We start from the raw sequence: 16,949 nt of genomic DNA, 5'->3' as shown, positions 1-16,949 counted from the left end.
ACCACCGCCGCTGTTGGAGCGGTTGATCGAAGATGCACAGAAGATCCATCAACAGCGACCGATCTTACAGGAGACGCTCGCTACCGCTACGCAACCGAGGTGTGAGTCTTAGCTAAAGACGAATGATGCCCACTTGTTGGTGAGGACGGCGTCTTTGTCGTCTGTTCCGCCGTGCGTGAGCAGTCCGATGTGACGGAGGTGGTATTTGAATTGGAAGTGAATGCCCGACTTGTACACGGTCGGATCCGTAAGCACTGATTCGTTGATTTCTCCGTCAGCGGTGAGCACATCCTCACGCTTGGATTGAGTAAAGAACACTTCAACGGTGAGGGGTTGGTTGATGCGGGAGGCTTCTCGGACGACGGCGTCGATGGTTGCGGGGTTAATGCCGCGCTGGTGGAGGCGTTCGAGTGCTTCGATGATGAGTTGCGTTGGCTCGTACTGAATGGCGACTGAGCGGGCGAGTTGCGCCCAGCGGGGAGCGAGCGTCGTGAATCGGGTTGACCGGCCTTTCCACGAGGCGAATTTGTCGAGGGCGGCAGCAACGGTCCCGTGTTGGGTGCGGGCAAAGCGGACGACTTCTGCACCGAGGTGCGTGAGTGTCTCTCCACCGGGCTGATTGTCGACGAGACCGAGGAGGATTGCCCCGCGGCGACCGCCGGACACGCTGTTGATCACGTGTTCGGAGTAGATGTCAGCGGTGTCGCCATCTGCAGCGAGGGCGAGTGCGTAGCCGAGGTAGTTCTTCGGGTGGTTTACTGGAAAGCTTCCTTCGGTGAGTCGGTGCGTTGTGGCTTGGAACCGGATTGCGTCGATAGTGGTGGAGAAGTCGCCGACGCCGGTGACGCGAGCGGGCTCGATGAGCGTTGCGTCGTACGGGCTTTCGACGCCGATGACGCCGACGTTAACATCGCGTGCGAGGGCACGTGCCTGGTCAGAGATGCTCTGAATGGGGGCGGCGACATACCCAATGTTGACTTCGGACAAGTGGCCGTGCGCCTGGTTGATGCCGGTTCGGACGTCGGCGGCGCTCGGGTCGGTGTTGTGGCCTTTCGCTTCGATGACGGCGACAGGGGTTGTCGCGGCATCAGCGTTCAGCACTTCGAGAGCAGGCATCCCCACGCCGAGGAGGTCAGGCTCACCGTCGGCAAGACGAATCGTGTTGTATGGTGCGAGACGACGACGCAGATCGTCCGGGATTTCCCACCCGCCCCACGTCGGCTTGGTGAACTGGGTTTCGGTGACAGCGTAATGGTCTGGGCCCTTATCGAGATCAGGGTAGAGAGTGTCCTTCGCGACAGCGAGAACCGTGGGCTCGGTGAGAGTAGCTGCCATTGCTACAGTCTTTCTCGACCGGTCGTCATTAAACTGGGGCGTACAGGATGTTAATCGACGCTAAGCCTCGTTGTAGAAGTGAAATCATTCTGCATATCATGACCCTCATCAAGATGCCTGTCAATTATACATCATCTACGTACCAATGCTCTTATAGCCGGGACAACTCGACAAACTATGCCACAAACCACCATGGGAGACGAGTTCTTCCTCTCGGCTCGCCCCGAGGGTGGGACACAGGCGAACTACTTTCGGCCAAAGGCAGTCACTGAGATCGTCTTCCCAGATGTCGGGATGATTATGTACCCGATGTTCTGGAACAAGTACGCAATCTACCTCCACGAGAACGGCTATGAACTGACCGAGCAGGACCACCTCTACCTGTGGGCGGAACGCGACGACAAACGAGTCGCCACCGACGGGGTACTCTACTACGCCCTTCGGTCCCTCTATGAGACGCGACAGGGACGAATACCTGATATCACGGTCGGCGAAAACGCCGCCAGCGAGTGGCTGTTCAAGCCAGCAACGGGCACTGGTCGTGGCCTCTACGACGGGCTAGTCGATCACTTCTTGCAAGTCGCCGCTGGGGAAGCCCCATCGCTGAGTAAGTTCACCACAGAGACACTGGGATTCATGTCACAACGGTTCCGGGCGCGGTGTGCCGAGAACGATATATCGTTTGCCGAGCAGTTCGAAACACAACTCCGCAATGTTACCCACAACACAGGGGCAAATGAGCGTGAGAAATACGGTAGTATCGTGACGGCCTTCGTCTGGGCAATCGAACGATGCTTTAGTGCGGTATCGGCCCTCCATCGCACCCGCTTGAGTGAGGTCGTCATTGGGTCAAATCTCAACTTCGTTCGCCCACTGTTGGAACAGGCACCGGCGGCAACCCTAGCACGACTGGCGAACACACAGTTCGCCATCGCTGCTGACGAAGCAAATGCCTTCCTCGAAGCCGTACAAGCACGTGAACACGGTGAATATCTCGTCGGATCGATTCTCCTCATCGCCGTTGTCGGCCCCTCGCAAGACAGAGACGCGATTCTGGACGACCTCCGACATCTGCCCGAACTTTACCGCTCTCGAGCAGACATTATCGATGAAGCGAGCGGACAGTTCCCTGAGGCCAACATCTCGAGAGAGGTATTTGATGTGCTCGAACCGCTCTGTTATTTTTGGAGTGTCAATTATTTCCTCGCGGACGGCGAAGATTTGGCTCGCCATCTCATCGCCAACACGTCGGGAATCATCACCGACGACGATATCGATGAGCTCTTCGAAGATCACGGGACTGCGGAGTCGTTTGAACGGTTTATCGAACTCTCGACACAGGACCGCTACGGAGCAGAACTTGCGGATCTCCTCGGGGTACTCACATCGATGCATGAGGATACCGTTGTGGCCCTCCTGGATCAGTTCCGCGCACAGCTCGGTGCGGGTGACAGCCCGCGTGAGCTCTTCATCGCGTTGCTAGAGTGGAACGATGTGCTCGTCGACGAAAGCGACCACTACCGTGTCACAGCGCCGATTCAGGAGAACGACTCAGCGACGTTCTATGGTGTCGACGAGGTCATCAACTGGACAGAAACGCTAACCGAGGCGGTTGTCGATGGGTAAACAACCGTTCACCGTCGACGATGTCGGGGCACAGATCAAAGAGACAGTCAACGGATCGGACACCGCATTCGAGCACGCTCTCATTACAACCTACACGGTGACACCGGGCTATCTGGACTGGTTCGACGACTTCGAGACGCTGGTCTGTACGCCCAGCGACACAGCGGACAAGATTCGCCTGTCGGAGGACGTGGAGCACGAAGAATTCACTCTTCTCGAACGCGATGTGCACGGCAAGTGTGTGGTCGTCTGGGGACCAGACCGAATCGTCGTCTGGACTGGGTCGTTCAATCTGAGTCACGCCGGACTCTTCAGCAACGTCGAATGGGCCAGCCGGTTCGAGGGCACAGTCAAAACGGCGTTCACGCTCGATGACCTCCTTGCAGGTCGAATTCCGTCGAAAGCCACAAACAACGATCGTGTCACACAGCTTCTAGACACCGTTCAATCGCTCCTCCGGCGGACACCATCAGAAAGTGTGGATGATGCACTCCGGCGCTGGCCAACTGAACCGATTGTCGTGCATTCGGGACTCGGTGAATCGCTGCGGCGCTCTGTCACACAGTGTCTGCGCGAGACGAGTGGCGATGTTACACTCTCGTATTTTACGCCGAACGTTAACAAAACCGGCATCAAGGAACTCACTGCACTTGCCCCACCGGGTTTGGATGACGACCAGCTCAGTATCGAAGTGTACGGCGCCGACCCATCGGCGTTTATTGATACGACACAGCCGAGCATTGGATCGTTCCTCGGAACTGCCGATGTGGACGAACTTGCTGCCCAATTCGGTGAGTTCGGCCTCCAGACTCGCTTTCCCGGAGATGATGGCGAGACACTGCCCTCAGGGAGTCAGATTCGGGGCGGCTTGGCTCACCTCAAAGTGCTACTTGTGATTGAGACAGTTGGTGCTGAGACGGTACTCAAGGATGTGCTGTTGACCTCGGCAAATTTGACGGCGAATGCCTGGAAGAAAAATGGCGGAAATGTCGAGTACGGAATCTGGCTCCGCGATTCAGACCGTATCGAGTCTGTCGGGAACTTCTTCTTGGAGTCGCTGGCCGAATGTTACGGGCGCGCCGATGCACAGACGCTGACGGATATCGACGAGCGGATCGAAGCTGGGAGTGGTGGGTTCCTTCCATACACACGCCAATCGATAGGGAATCTGGTCTCGGCCACGCTCACCGCCTCAGCAACCGAAATCGTGATCGACTGGCCTGATAAAGCGGTCCCGTTCGAAATTGAGGAAGCCCACTGGTATATCCGTGACATCGTCACTGGCGAGCTAACGACGTACGAGACCTCACTGACTTCAAGTGACAAGAATGTTAATATACCAATTGAAAGAGAGTCGGAGAATCAGTACATCGAATCGTTGGACCTGCAGGTCACCACGCCCCTCGAAACACCGGTGTACCAACTCTCGGCAAGCCAGCTCACACAGTTGGCCAACGACGAACTCGATGAGCCAATCGAGGAGTGGGACCGACTCCTGATTAGTGGGACCACGTATTCGACTGCTGGAAGGCTTCCAACGGATGTACTCGAAGCCGCAGAAGCCGGGTACCTGTACCGCAGCTATGACCGACCACTCACGCGAACTATCAGACTTGAGGCAAGTCAGCTCGAATCGGCCGGGTTCGAGGATCCGTTCCTTCCAGCGGCCGTGATGACTGCGGTGAGGCCAACGACACAGCAAATCGACGAAGTCGGTCAGCTCCCGTGCCTCGACGTGACCTTCGCGTCGGGAGTTACCCCACCGACAGACAGTCTCGAATTCGAGACTGAAACAGAGGCAGTCCAGCCTGTTGGGTGGATCGACACGCCACATGGCCGCCAGTACGCGTTCAAGCCGCAATTGGCAGCAGAGCCGCTGACAGTATCTCTGGGTGAGCCGTTTGACACACACTACCCGACCGAGTACCACGAGTGTACGTTACCGACTCGTGGGGGAGACAGACACATTGACAGTGAGACAACCGAACAACGGCTACAACAAGTCAGCGCGGTCTCACCACAATATTCCCTCTCGGCGATTTCCGTGCCGGATGTCCTTGGAGTCGAGAACGCTGTCGACCCGTTCATTCACGAGGATTCACCGCTCGAGATTTCGCTGCATGAGAGGAACGTTCCGTTCACCGCAGAGACACACGCATACGAATACAGCAGAGCGGGCTATTTCTACAGTCCACCGCAGCAAAGGGACTGTACAGAGCCACTCACGCCACCCGCACCGTACGCTAGCCTAACGGTGCAGGGACTACTGGGGGTCGAGACCGATACGGGAACGCTCTGGTTGTCTACCGATACAACGACTATCGATGTTCGGAAGCGGCTTGTGTCGGCGATAGAACCGAGTGCTGATATTCCTGAGTCCACCCCGTTCGGATCACTCGACCCGGACCAGGCCATCATGTGGCTCGGGTTCGACTTCGATGACATCGTGGTTGAGGATGTCGGCGATGATGTGGTTGAGGATCTCGTGTTCGAGTACTGGCGTGATGAGAACAAACTCGAACAGTCGAGGCCAATCCGCGCACTCCAATCACCGCCTGAGTACGTCGCAGTACCTCTCTTCCGTTCTCTTTTCGAGGCGACTGCGACATACCGAATTGTCGTCCGACCCGCCGAGACAGGGACAAAATACGCCTGGTCAGCAAACGAGTATCGCGTCAGTCTGGAGCGCCAATCGGGGGATCGGGTCAAATTCACAGTCGATGGGCATGCAACGTTTGGTATCCGCGACGACGATCAGGCCCCGGCACCGATGATTAACCTTGACCGGCTTCTGAGAGTGCGTCTTGGCGAAGAGTTACCGTATCACCCCTACCTCGAGAACACAGGGGAACGGCGTCCGGAGACCATTCGACAACTGAATGAGGTACTCCTTTGTTTCGTTGAGGCGGGATAGGTCACCATCTGCTTCTGGTTGAACAGGCAGAGTGTGTCTTGGCTTGTCCCCGTGGCGGTATACCAATCTAAAGGGACTCCGAGGGAGTGATAAATTGGATCTTTGAATCCTTAACCAACATAGAAGCGGACATCTTAGCAATGTTGGTTAATTTGGCCGTACGTCAAATCAGACCCACCACGAGTGCGGGATAAGAACGATGGTCAACCAGTTAGAGGAGACATCACGCTCGGCAGAATTAGTTACATTCCATCGAACCCTATCGCACAGTAATTAATGATGTGCTGCAGGATTATGGCGAAGGAATTGGCTCTCACTGGGTTAAATACACTGTCCGCGATATCGAGAAGACTAATCTAGAGTATTGTATTCGCGGAGAAACACCTATTCGGCTTCGGATGAGATAAAGTGGTATGAAAGGGTATACACATGGAGCAACTGTTGCTGGAGTCAGTTCCGCGCTTGTTGCTGGCTGGCTTCGCAGTCGGGTTCGTGATGAGTATACCTCCGGGATAGAACCTCCTTCTATCAAAGAACGACTACAGCGCCGAGCCCCGTTGGCAGTCGCAGGACTGGGGTTCACTGGGCTCAGTGCGGCTGTCTCCTATCGGTTCGACACCTACGAATTGGACATCCTCAACGACGACGCAATTCCGTTGAACGGGGCGCACCGGGAACTGCATTCCATTCCGATTCTGGGGAGTGCATACGGGGCAGCTCGAATCATAAAGTATGCCGCAACAAAAGTTGGGGAGTCCACCGCGGGCTATCTGCATCTCTCTGAGCAGTCAGAAGCGATAATTAACGCGATGGAGTCGATGGCCGACTGGGTCCTTGATTCGGTTGCATTCGGATCACTGGGGCACTTCGCGGGCGATCTGCCGACGAAAGGTGACCGAGGATTCGCGGCACTGCGTCTCCTTAGGCCATTCTCTCGGCGAAACTTCTCGTTCGGGTGGATAGCACACGATGCCACACCGTGGAACAGATATCTGCAAATTGCCAGTCTGGCAGTTGCTGGCGCTGCATGGTCGGTCTCCGGACTTTATCTGCTTAGTTGGCAGCCACCAGAAGACCGGCTCACAGAGTATATCGAAAAACTTGGCACGTGTGAGGATTATTCGGCTGTCAAGAATCAAGTCTTAGGCGATATTGAACGGCTATTCACGCACCTGTTAGACCACACAGAGCGAGCCTTCTGGAATTTACCGCTCTTCGAAAGTTCCCCTGCAGATATCAGAAACGCACCCGAGGAACATTGGTACCGTATGAGCTACAGTCTCCAAGAAATACTTAACGTCGGCTCGGCCGACTTCGAGACGCTCGTTGAGATGGATATCCTGCCTCAAATCGCTGCTCATTCGGGTGATGGAACCCCGTTACGGCGGTCACAGGCCGAACTACAGGCAGATGAGATTCCACTGCTTGACGAGTCGGATACGAACGTCGACTCCCTCTCACCGGATCGTGAATTTACTTCTACTGGTACATTAAACGCAGACGGACCAGATGAAGATGAAGGGCTGTCACCCCCCGATAACGATGGGATTTCGCTTACCGACCAGGAACAGACAGACGAGGGGACCTCGATCACCTCCGGTGACGAACACTCCTCAGGTGACACCGAGTAATTTGTCCGCTGTCTGTAGTAGTCACACTCCACAATTGGCCCGCTCTTCCCAACTACGGCTTGAAATACTTCTGAGCGTTCTCTGAGACCTTTTTATGATTGCCGACCTTCTTTAGCTTTCCTGGCCGCTCATACACCAGAGCTTCATCATCCATTGTAGCAATGACAGGGAGAATGAATCCACCCTCAAACTTACCGACCATCCGTTTTACCGCAGTCCGCACTGGTCCAGACGCTGAATCAAGGATGAGAAGCGCATATGTCCATCGTCGGTTCGTTGCCTCAAGCCCTCCGTCTTCTTTCCACTCAAAGAATGATTTTGAAGCCTCAATGGCTTCCTTTACCGATTCGACATCAGCCTCGGTTAGCCGCACAATTGCGACAACTTCTTCAGTTGTATTCACGACTCCGTCAGTACATCTGTAGAAGCAAGAGTCAATCATCCCCGGATTCCGATAATCATCTTCCTCGACAAAGTCGAAAGCGCGTAATTGCTCTTTCACTGAGTGGACATACTCTGCTGCATCCATTATCCGAAGTATACAGTACCGTCATTTCATACCTTTGGGTATGTCGACTTTGAATTCACGAGCAAGAGCGGCCAGCCCGCTGTCCAGACTAGTTATTTGTTACTGGCTCTATAACCATTGTGGTTAAGCAGGTTGACCCTGAGAACACCAGTTTTCGGCCGTCGTGTTATTGGAACCGACAGCGGCCTGTTCCTCTAACCGAGCGATTCGCTCACGCAAATCCGCGATCTGTTGCTCTAATTCTGCGATACGCGAAGCTAACTCGCTACGCTGCGTATCGCCGGGCACCTGCGTCTGATTAATACGTCGGGGGTCGGGGTTGTTTGCAGTGAACGAAAGACTCCACGTCCCCGCACCACCACCCCCAGATACCCCTATATTCGACGGTAAAAGCCCTTCTTCCACAGTATAGAGATTAAGACAAACACCGTCATCTGACTCAGCATATACTCGGAATTGGGTATTCCCAGGCGCTACGGCGATAGCACGTGTCCTAGTGGCTCTCGTATTCGGGATTGTCTGCACTTGACTGCCGTTGACTGCTGAGAATGAGGTAGACGACCCAACAATTGCGAGATTCGAACTTTCTGGTCCCTCATAGGTCACATTCACAGTAATAAACTCGCCCTCAGAGAGATTGACGAGGAGTACATCCCCGTCAACCGGGGTGAGCAAATCACTGTACGTTCCTGGCGTTACCGGCTGGACCCCTTCTGCATCACATGAATCGGCAAACTGGTCACCTGAAGCCGTCACCTCACCGGTCGATTCGTCCTGCTCTGTTCTGGTCGGTGCATCTGCATTATCACTACTCTGGCTGCTGTCGGTTTCACTGGACTCGTCAGGTGTCGTCGTTTCCTCCCCGCCATTCTCGTCATCCGCCCGCTGGAGCCTGAATTCCATTGAGTAATCCCCGTTCGCGGCGGCGGTAGTCGTCAACTGTATGTAGTGCGTTCCGTCCTGTTCGGCAGTCGCCTGCAACCGTTGAATCGTCGAACTCTCAGCATCAAGCACCGTGCCGTCCGGTCCACGCAGCCGGGCCTCTCCCGCCGACCCACTGTAATCGATGGTGATGGTATCTCCTTCCTGCGCGTCGAATTCGAACCAGTCCTCGTCCCCCAGTCCGAGCACGCCGTTGACATTGGTAGGCGTGTTCGGCGGGATCTCGAGCTGTGTGGCCGCCGACTGCTGGTTGTTCGGCTCTTGCTCACTCTGCTGTTGCTGTCCCAGTGACAGCCCGGCCATCCCGGTGGTGACCACGACGAGACACACGAGCAGGATGCTGCCAATCGTGGTCGGTGACGCCCGTCCATGTGTGCCATTATTTGGCATACTTCGGGTGGTACTCTTAGCGGCGGAATATGTGTAGTTCCAACAATACGACAGGGTGACTATGGCTTGAATACGTCAGCTCGCCAACTGTTTGGCCGTTGACTGGCCGCGCCGCGTCTCACCGTCGTCACCGTCGGCAAGGTTGTCGTAGCTGCCGATAGAAGCAGCCGGGCCACCGACCACTACCGTGGACGCGGCGAGGAATCGGCGGCATCTCCAACCGCGATGGCAGTTCGTCATCAGTCTGCGCGGCTGGAGTGGGCTGTGTATCGGCTGTAGCCGCACCCGGAACGCTGGTGGGCACGCTCTGGACCGGCGTCTCGGCACCCGATTCGGAGGAGAAAACGTCTGTATCGACGTCTTCCGTGGAACTCTCTCCACTCAGCACCGTACTTCGCGAGCCACCGGTCGAACGCCGACGACGCCGACTGCCGGATGTCCATATCGACGATACGGGCTGCCCGGTCGGCCGCCGAATCGATAATCAACGCCTCAGAACTTCCGCCAAGTCGTACGAGGACATCTTCGAAGGAATCGAGAGACGAGGTCCGAGCTAGCTGTGTATCTTCGTTTGACATCTACGCGGTGATTTTTTGACAAGTAGGTAATAGTCTTTTCCCGAGTTCACGAAACTGAGTCGGCTGGACCCCGACGGAAGACGAACAAGAAGAAATCAGCAGCGTTGATATTAAGACCAGAGTATAGGTTTGGTATTTTAAAAGTGGTAATGAAAGCTCGTAACAGGTCAGATCGCTAACTCGGTACTAAGTATTTTATCCTCCGATTAACAACGCTGATTCTAGATGTTACAAAACCGACGACGATTGTCGGGTGCTTGCTGGTTCATAGCCGGCCTGCCAATCCTCGCGTCATTCATCCAGGCGGCGGTTGCGTTGCTTGGGACATCTGCGAGTGGGATACCCGTCATTGGTGGGCTTAAACGGTTGTTCCAATCCATCGCCGTATTCGACGCCGCCGGAACCATATTCCGAGCGAGTTCAGCGATTGTACTCGTACTCTTCGTGTTGGTCACGGTAGCGTGGTTGGCACAGGGGGCGGGGTTATTCGTGATTAGGCACCGTGTGTTCACACTCGGAGCGACAGGCTTCGTGACGCTGTTTCTGGTCCTGTTCGAACTCGTTTACCTTCCGGTACTGTCGGCAGACGTGCCGACGGCCCAAGTTGCTGGCTTCCTACTGGTACCGGTTGTCGCAGCAGCGGCGAGTTGGGGCGCGTCGCTCGTCTTCGAGTGGGACATCACCCTCGATGAGGAGACGAGTGAACAGCTCTCGGCGGCCAGGAAAGACGCCCGCAAGGCGCTGGAACAGTTCGACGATCAGGTCGATGCAGCGGCTAGCGAGAGTACGCTGTCGTCACTGCGGTCGTTTGCACCGGCTGCTGTGGAGTCGTTCGAGACCGAGATGGCGGCGTTTCGTGAGGAGTGTCAGTCCGTTGTGGACCGAGCAGACGACCTGACTGAGGGGCCGGAATCAAGTCGAGAGCGGAACGATGCGGCTGCACAGGTGCGCACGGATGCCGAGGGACTGAATCCCGAGGAACGCGCGAACCGACTCCAACGAGAACTGGAGCGGGCTGTCGTCGACCGTATCCGCGACGAGTTCGGAGACCTTCACTATGTCTCCCGATACGACCAAGCTTACGAGGTACGGAATCTCCGGTCGTACAACGAGATATCACTGCCGACGCTCGATGGCCCGCCGGTACAGATCGGCGGTGATCAACACGAACTCGACGACAGGCTCGTCAACGCTATCGATACGCAGGGTCTTGGGCCGGTCGCCAACGCGATAGAACGCGTCGAGACTCACCTCTCGGATCTCGAAACGGCGCTGGACGAACACGAAACGCGAGTCGCGACGGGCCTTGATGCGGCCGACGAGTCGCTCGTACTCGCCGAAGACCACCTCGACAATCTCGATGGCGTGGCACAGGAACGATTACGAGAGTATCTACTCGAAGGACGAACGCCTGACGAGACGCTATCGGTCCCGAATCGGCTGTCGGTTTCGGACGCCAAGACCGACGCGCAGGTCGCACTCCACGAGGGGCGGTTCGACGCCGCCGAACGCTACGCCAAGGAGGCGCGTGAGGAAGCGGCGGCGGTCCAGGCCATAGCGGAGTTTTTCGGTGAAAGCGTCGTGGCGACTATCGACTATGGGTCGGGGTCGATTCCCGTCCCAGGCGTCGTCGGCAAAGACCTAACCGCGCAACTCCGGGTTCCGTTTGAACAGAGCTATGGTGTTGAGTACGCTGTCAAGGGAACCACGCTGGAGATAGCTGGTGACGGCGAGGCGACAGCCGACGACCATGACACGGCAAGAGGGCGAACGGAGACGACGACAAACGGGGCCGACCCTGATGACGTCCTGTACGTCCTCCGGGAGTTGCAGTCAACGGCCACGGCGAGTGCGTCCGACGACACTGTCGAACTCCAGACGGAACAACTCCCCGAGAAATTCGTCTCCGACGAAGTTCTCCGGGAGGCACAATCGTTCGCCGAACGACAGGGAGACGTCGTCGGCATGGAGGTACCAGAAGACCCGCCGCCGGGTTTTGTCTCCATCAAAGTTGCCGATGGCGTGAGCCCCCAGCGAGTGATGGACGACCTCCAAAACCAGTACTCGAAGAACCGATGACTGAACACAGCCAATACGAGCGGATGACCGACCACCAATGAGTGACAAATGCAAAATCTGTCTGCAGGACACGGAGGAACCGAGTATCGAGGAACACATCGCAGCGAACCACGCGGAGACACCGGAGTCCGTTCGTGAAGTCTATCCGGACCGCTACGACGATATTTTCGACGGTGATGGAACGCTGAAGTCCCGGTTCCAAACGAGCGAAACCGACACCGAAACTGAGGACGTGTCCGCTGGTGACGATCGACTCCAGAGCCAACCAGAGCAAGGCGAACGCACTGGATCCGGTGGAGCCGGAGGCAGTAGTCCCACGGAAACCGGGACTACGACCAGTCCAATGACGACAACAGGCACGGTGGGCCAAGGAGCCGACGGTACAGGTGGTTCATCGACAGGCCCCGGTTCGGCCGGAAGTGGCGGTGACACAGTTGGCAGCCCACTGAGCGGTGCGACTGGTAACAAGTGGCTGATGATCGGCGTCGGTGGTGCGGGTAATCACATCATCGACGCGGTGTTGATGCGGCGTGATACGCTGCGGAACAACAACAGTAGCCTGGCCGAAGTGTGGGAGGGCGGCCTCGCTAACTACGGTAGTCTCAACACGAACATCACGGAGTTGGGCGAGACGTACTACGCTCGCGAGGACCGAGGGTTCTCGCGGGAAGCGCTCGTCACGAACGGGATGATAGGTTACCGCCACCACAACTACTCCGGGGCCGGCCGCAACTGGAAAGTTGGCCGACAGCTGATGCAAAAGGACTTCGAGGGCGAAAAGAACGCCATTCGAGACCGACTGGACCTCAATCTTAACGACATCGAGGCGTCACAGGCGGTGATGCTGATCAACAGCGTCACGAAGGGGACTGGCTGTGGCGCGACACCGGTACTCGCCGAGAACATCCGAGATCTCATCACTGAGGGAACCGGCGGCGAGGACACCATCGCTTTCTCGAAGCCGCTCATCAGTTCAGTTGTCCTCCCCTCGGATCACGAGTTCGGATCGAGCGAGATGGTCCGCGGCGTTGTCGGGATGGCCTATCTCTCGAAAGCAGTTGACGGGATTATCCCGTTCGACAACAGCAAGCTTGATGACCCGCCCTCTGATCTAGCGGTCGATATCGATCAGGACATGCTCGGACGGTACAATCCCCCGATGTATACCGATATTAACCGTCTCCTCGTCACGTTCCTCGAATCCTTCACGATGTCCTCAACGCCGCAATCAGCCGATACTGCAGGGACCGCTCGTATCAACGGGGAAGTGTTCGACGTTCCCGACAGTTTCAGGCCAGTTCAGCGAAAGTACAGTCAGAGTGAGGACCGTGCGTATAAACCGGCGGTCGTGATGGCGCCGGTCATCGGGAAGACTAGTGCGTCTACCTTCGATCGGTCACGCCTCGATACGCTTGCACGGTCCACGCTCCTGCAGGGCCAGTTAGTCGAGTTCGACCCGAAGACAGCATGGGGAGGGACGTTCATGGTGTACGGCCCAGAGGAGAAAATGGAGGAGTTAGCTCCGCTGTTGAGTAATAACGAACTGAGCAGTATCTTGAGTGGCGAGGACTTCCTCGCACGCGAGAACTTCGAAGGGCCGGGATCCATCGACGTATACGTGAACCAACTCGTCGTGCCACACGTCGACGACGTATACCTATGGGGACTGCTGTGGAACCCCCACCTTCCGACACTTGAGCGAATGTACGACCACGCCAGGGAACTGGTCGAACACAGCGACAGTCAGGAGGCATCGGAACTCCGCGAAATGTGGGATACCGTCGAACCGCTGTTCGATTGCCTCGGCCGAGAGAACATGGGGTGATACGATGGTCGAACTACTCGTGGCAGCCGGCGCAGCGGTGGCAGCGCTGGTCGTCGGCAGCGCGGGGGGATTCATCACCGGACGGAAGACCGCAGAGAACGAGGACGACGGGCCTGCTCTCCAAGCACCAGCAGAGCGATTGAACCAGCCTCCAAATCCCCAAGCGGTGACTGAGGCTGTCGAGACACTCACCGAGACGATATACGCTGTCGTAGATGCGACTGCCCTCAACGAGCGTGACAATCTCCAGCCAGAGGACAGCCCGGTCGAGACGGCTGAAGAGGTCCGACGGGCTGCGGAACGCGGTACCCTGACACAGACAGACCCACACGATCAACATGGGCAAGCCCCTGGTGGATCGGAGTCGGAGACAGACACTGGAGCGGAACCAAAAGAAGTCACTCCAGCTGCGATCACCGGTGCTGTCTCGTCGGTCCGGGGCAGCACCACCGCAGAGACCGCATCTGGCCAGCGTCTGTTGGAATATTTGTCATCAGCCGATAAAGCTCCTGAGCGGAAATTGACAGAGACGCTTGATAATGTCGTCACGACGCTGAACCACCACGCAGCTGTCGAGTCAGCCCTACAGGCTATCAAACCCCACGTGGAGCCACGCGAACTCGGTCGGACTCTGGACCGACGGACCGCCGATGTCGAAGGCGAACTCGGTGATGCACTCGAAACGATCGCCGTGACACTCTCGACTGTGGCGGAAGAGCGCGAAGAGTGTGAGAGTGAACGGGAGGAGTTAGTAGAGAACGCTGAGCGGGTATGTACAGCCGCGAACGAGCAAACGACGATAGCGTTCGATAGTTCGGTCGGGACAGCAGCCTGGCTTGCATCGCTCGCGGATCGATTAGACGACGGCAGTATTTCGTTCGCCGATCAAGAGAACAGCCTCCACAGCGTCGCCAGCCGTTTGGACCTCGCGCCGGAGAGTACGCTTGGGCGGGAGTTCGTCGACGTGCTGACGAGCGAGGCCATCTCTCAGCAGGATAGTGCAGAGACTCTCCGTTCAGTCGTCGCGACCATCGACCGTGCAGAAACAACCGGTCACCGTCTTGACGGTCTCGAAAGTAATGAGGTGGCGCGGCTGGCCGAGCGGCTGGCCGACGAGTTTGAGTCAGTCGACTCTCCTGTCGGATCGGTGCTTCGAGAGCGGGCGTCAGAACTCCAGTCGACCGTGCGACAGGCTGGTAAATCGGACCTCGTGACCATCTACGCTGCTCGGCAAGAACTCCGGTTCTACGACCACCGGCTACTGAAACAGGTGCAAACGGGTGGCGGCGCTGGCGGGGACGAAAACGAATCAGAACTCCAATCGCTGACCGACGAGGTCGAACAGCGACGTTCGACGATGCGAACTCAGTACCCCTCGGACTACCCACAACACGACCACAGTATCCCGATTCATTTCCTCGAACTCGTGAGTTCGCTCCAAGAAGCAGCCACCGACGCCCGAGCAAGTGGCAACAAAGATCGGGCAGTCGGTTATTTAAAAGCCGCTGACAAAACGCTTGACTGGGTGGCTGAGCTGTACGATCGCCACGCCTACAGCGTCCTGCTCGAACAGCTTAGAGGCTGAAACCGCTGAGATGATGATCGACTTCATAGGTATCCAGTAGATCAGATACGTTAGCTAATTTCTAACGGACGTTATTGCCGCCAATTGTACGATTTCTGACTCTAATAAAAATGACAGAACACGTTATTATTTCGTATAATTAGAGACACGTTTATAATACTGGATACTTGATACGTAAACCAATGCCATATCTCTTTGTGGGGGCGGGACAGGCAGGAAGTTCCATTGTCGACGAAGTTTTCGCCCATAAGAACATGGGACAGATAGCGACCCCGCTCATATTTAATTCGACTATAAGAGACTTGCAGAAATTGAAAAATGTAGATCGTGATAATTGGTATGGCGTAGCGGAGGGTGCCGGTCTCGTCCCTGGAACCACCGATGGCTTCGAAGAGCAGGTTACGGGCGGATTCGGCCGAAATCCTGTTCGAGCAAACGAGGTGATGGAAGACAATAGGAGCGTTCTGCAGAATACCATCCGTGACGAACTGACAGAGTCCATTAAGTCGGAAGACGACGAAGACGATAGTCCGACCCAGACCGCAGAAACGAACGTCCCGTTCGCGTTCGTCTTCTGTGGGCTCGGTGGAGGAACCGGATGCGGCATCACGCCGCACCTCATTGAAGCAGTTGACGACTACACGAATGGGACCTGCAAGACCATCGCTGTTTGCGTACTCCCGAACACGCAAGGGCCCGTCGGACAGAGTGACGAGGAAGAATCTGCCTCACCGAGCCGGCAGGCATGGAATGCGAGGTACGGGATAGACCGCATCGAGGACGTCGCCGACGGCATCATTCTTGTCGACAACGAGCGCCTCTCGTATCACGAGGCGGCTGAAGGACAATTCACCGACCTCAATGAATATGTGGCTTCGTCGATAGTAGATCTCGTCTCCGGGACGGTACTCGAACGTATTGACCGCAGCGAGTACGACGTCGATCCGCCCATCATCGACATCCAGGACATTGTGACAAGCCTCTCGTTCGGACTCGGCGGCGAGCAGAGTGAGACGGGATATGCGTCGATGGGACGTTCAGTCCAGATGACGAAATCACTGTCGGGCTACCTCCTCCCGTTCATCGGTGGGAAGTCTGTCGATGCCTCCGCGTTATCGCATCTGGCAGAACTGAAACAGACTGTTGAAGGAGCGGACACACAGGACGCTCGGAAGGCTATCGGCCTCCTGCGGGCTCCTTCAAACTACGTCGCAGACACCGACTACCAGATTGACACGTCGAAGCTTCGGTCGTTCCTCACGGCCCGGTGCGACGAGGTAAATCTCGGCGCGACGCTGACAAAACGTAATCTCGTCTCTTTCACGACATTATTCACCTACCGACGGGAAGACCTCGATCGCCTCGACGAACTGGAATCGCTGGCGACCGAATACGAGCGGGAGTCAGAGGCTGTCGTGTCATGATGCAGGTTCGAACCGTCTACTTATGGGGTGTCGCGATTGTCGTGGCGCTGTTTGCCGGCGCCGCGGTCGGTCAGTCGAGCGGTGGCGTTGC

Annotated in this window: 11 protein-coding genes; 7 read left to right on the top strand and 4 right to left on the bottom strand. The window is 56.5% G+C overall.

Going from position 1 to position 16,949, the window contains the following annotated elements:
• Positions 1-108 precede the first annotated feature (108 nt).
• On the bottom strand, positions 109-1,335 hold the full coding sequence (locus tag EGH21_RS19670; RefSeq protein ID WP_220620112.1) for a hypothetical protein: 1,227 nt from the start codon (positions 1,333-1,335) through the stop codon (positions 109-111).
• Between the two features lie 192 nt (positions 1,336-1,527).
• Between EGH21_RS19670 and EGH21_RS19665 the strand changes: the two genes are divergently transcribed.
• The 3 genes from EGH21_RS19665 (at position 1,528) to EGH21_RS19655 (ending at position 7,506) form a co-directional block, all read left to right on the top strand.
• A complete protein-coding gene (locus EGH21_RS19665; RefSeq protein WP_220620111.1) occupies positions 1,528-2,961 on the top strand; it encodes a hypothetical protein in 1,434 nt (477 codons plus the stop codon).
• Complete coding sequence (locus EGH21_RS19660; RefSeq protein WP_220620110.1) at positions 2,954-5,875, top strand: phospholipase D family protein; 2,922 nt, start codon at positions 2,954-2,956, stop codon at positions 5,873-5,875. Before EGH21_RS19665 ends, EGH21_RS19660 begins: the two co-directional genes overlap by 8 nt.
• A 413-nt stretch (positions 5,876-6,288) precedes the next feature.
• Complete coding sequence (locus EGH21_RS19655) at positions 6,289-7,506, top strand: metal-dependent hydrolase (RefSeq protein WP_220620109.1); 1,218 nt, start codon at positions 6,289-6,291, stop codon at positions 7,504-7,506.
• A gap of 52 nt (positions 7,507-7,558) precedes the next feature.
• Here the strand turns inward: EGH21_RS19655 and EGH21_RS19650 are convergent, their stop codons facing one another.
• From EGH21_RS19650 to EGH21_RS19640, 3 genes are all read right to left on the bottom strand, one after another.
• Positions 7,559-8,035 carry a hypothetical protein gene (locus EGH21_RS19650; RefSeq protein ID WP_220620108.1) on the bottom strand — a complete coding sequence of 159 codons (477 nt, stop codon included), beginning with the start codon at positions 8,033-8,035 and terminating at the stop codon, positions 7,559-7,561.
• Positions 8,036-8,158: 123 nt separating this feature from the next.
• Positions 8,159-9,367 carry a PPC domain-containing protein gene (locus tag EGH21_RS19645; RefSeq protein ID WP_220620107.1) on the bottom strand — a complete coding sequence of 403 codons (1,209 nt, stop codon included), beginning with the start codon at positions 9,365-9,367 and terminating at the stop codon, positions 8,159-8,161.
• A 239-nt stretch (positions 9,368-9,606) separates the two neighbouring features.
• Positions 9,607-9,945, bottom strand: a complete 339-nt coding sequence (locus EGH21_RS19640; RefSeq protein ID WP_220620106.1) for a hypothetical protein — start codon at positions 9,943-9,945, stop codon at positions 9,607-9,609.
• Between the two features lie 504 nt (positions 9,946-10,449).
• Here EGH21_RS19640 and EGH21_RS19635 point away from each other — a divergent pair.
• From EGH21_RS19635 to EGH21_RS19620, 4 genes are all read left to right on the top strand, one after another.
• Complete coding sequence (locus tag EGH21_RS19635; protein ID WP_220620105.1) at positions 10,450-12,024, top strand: hypothetical protein; 1,575 nt, start codon at positions 10,450-10,452, stop codon at positions 12,022-12,024.
• Positions 12,025-12,061: 37 nt separating this feature from the next.
• Entirely contained in the window at positions 12,062-13,849 is a 1,788-nt protein-coding gene (locus EGH21_RS19630; RefSeq protein WP_328765722.1) for a cell division protein FtsZ, read from the top strand.
• A gap of 4 nt (positions 13,850-13,853) precedes the next feature.
• Complete coding sequence (locus tag EGH21_RS19625) at positions 13,854-15,434, top strand: hypothetical protein (RefSeq protein WP_220620103.1); 1,581 nt, start codon at positions 13,854-13,856, stop codon at positions 15,432-15,434.
• Positions 15,435-15,616: 182 nt separating this feature from the next.
• Complete coding sequence (locus EGH21_RS19620) at positions 15,617-16,858, top strand: FtsZ/tubulin family protein (protein WP_236035693.1); 1,242 nt, start codon at positions 15,617-15,619, stop codon at positions 16,856-16,858.
• Positions 16,859-16,949 lie beyond the last annotated feature (91 nt).

It is taken from the genome of Haloarcula rubra (assembly GCF_019599465.1).
Taxonomy (GTDB): Archaea; Halobacteriota; Halobacteria; order Halobacteriales; family Haloarculaceae; genus Haloarcula; species Haloarcula rubra.
The sequence above is the reverse complement of the archived record's forward strand: the minus strand, read 5'-3'. Positions and strand labels throughout refer to the sequence as shown.